Origin of the sequence: Methylobacter psychrophilus (assembly GCF_025583945.1) — a bacterium.
In the GTDB taxonomy this organism is placed as follows: Bacteria; Pseudomonadota; Gammaproteobacteria; order Methylococcales; family Methylomonadaceae; genus Methylobacter_C; species Methylobacter_C psychrophilus.
The window spans coordinates 1-1,496 of record NZ_JAOEGU010000140.1 but is presented as its reverse complement, the minus strand read 5'-3'; the positions used below and the strand labels follow the sequence as shown (position 1 = coordinate 1,496).

Here is a 1,496-nt window from a genome sequence, read left to right as displayed (position 1 = left end):
CCGTCTTCTTCCATGCCGCCAAAAGGCGGATTGGTGACGACCACATCGACCCGTTCTTTTGGTCCCCAACTGATCAGCGGACGCGCCAGAGTGTTGTCATGGCGGATATTACTGGGTACATCAATGCCGTGCAGAATCATATTGGTGGTGCAGAGTAAATGCGGCATGGGCTTTTTTTCTATGCCGAAAATACTGGACTGCAAGTGCATTTCATCATCGACGGTTTTTACATCTTGTTTGCGGATATGTTCAATTGAGCAAGATAAAAAACCACCGGTACCACAAGCAGGATCCAGCACTTTTTCAGACAGGCGCGGGTTGACCATACGCACCATAAATTCGGTGACGGCACGCGGCGTGTAAAATTCACCGGCATTACCGGCGGCTTGTAAATCGCGGAGCAATTGTTCGTACATGTCGCCGAACAAATGGCGTTCTTGGGCTTTGTTGAAATCGACGCCTTCCTGAATTTTGTTGATTACCTGCCGAATTAATTGGCCGGACTTCATGTAGTTGTAGGCATCTTCAAACACCGAACGAACCACATAAGCGCGTTGATCGCCGCCTTTGGCTTCCAATTGTTGCAAAGCCGGGAACATCTCGTTATCCAGAAAATTCTTGAGTGCATCACCGGTTAAGCCTTCGTCATTGGCCGCCCAGTTACGCCAACGATAGGCTTCCGGTAACGGTGATTGGTAATGGTCTTGCAGTAACTCCCATTCACTTTCACGGTCGTCAAATATTTTTAAAAACAACATCCAGACGAGTTGGCTTAAGCGTTGGGCGTCGCCATCCACACCCACGTCTTTACGCATGATGTCTTGGATGGATTTAATGGTGGAGGAAATGCTCATGTTTTTTCTACTTCCCAGTAAGTATTTTGTTCGTTGATTTGGCCGACGTATAGCCAATCTGTAGCTACTAAATTGAAGAGAACAAAAGCTCTTCCTCCATTTATAAAATCTTCATCAATAATGTAACAAGCTTTCAAATTGCCAGAAGAAAATGAAATATCTTCGTCCCATTGATGATATGCATAGCCATGCAGAGCTTTAGTTGCATTAGGAAATGGTTTAAGTAAATCTTCTACGCCATGCCATATATTTTTTTTGTAATATTTTTCTTTCGGAGTTTGCCGCAATGCGGCGACAAAACCAAAATAGTTTTTGTCCGAAAGTAATGAATTCAGAAATGATTCAAATGACATGCCTTTGTGTCTCATCAGCATTACTAATGACTCACATTGGCATAAAGTTCATTTTCTAACTCTTTCAGCGCTTGGTGGTACTGGTTTTTTCCACCGAAAGCTTTTAACAGCTCAACAGGTGATCCGATACGTGAAAATGGGGCTAACGTAAGAATTTTAATATCTTCGATATTCTCAATACCGGTATCGGCGTATTTTTCCAGTAAGGTTTCCAATACCTGGCGAGCTTGGTCGCCGTATTTGGTAAAGTAATTGCGTTTTTTTACCTGATCGGCACGTTCGCGGCGGG

The 1,496-nt window shown here is 44.0% G+C and carries 3 protein-coding genes; all 3 read right to left on the bottom strand.

Annotated elements, in window-relative coordinates; translation table 11 throughout:
• On the bottom strand, nucleotides 1-854 hold an 854-nt coding region (locus N7974_RS20530; protein WP_262967391.1), incomplete at its 3' end, for a type I restriction-modification system subunit M.
• On the bottom strand, nucleotides 851-1,207 hold the full coding sequence (locus N7974_RS20525; protein WP_262967390.1) for a hypothetical protein: 357 nt from the start codon (nucleotides 1,205-1,207) through the stop codon (nucleotides 851-853). The genes N7974_RS20530 and N7974_RS20525, both read right to left, overlap by 4 nt.
• A gap of 23 nt (nucleotides 1,208-1,230) precedes the next feature.
• Nucleotides 1,231-1,496: type I restriction-modification enzyme R subunit C-terminal domain-containing protein (locus N7974_RS20520; protein WP_317451641.1), on the bottom strand; the 266-nt coding region annotated here is incomplete at its 5' end.

Bases quoted from the DNA above. Each gene is read 5' to 3' on its own strand.
- N7974_RS20525 (WP_262967390.1), bottom strand. From the start codon at position 1,207: ATGTCATTTGAATCATTTCTGAATTCATTACTTTCGGACAAAAACTAT.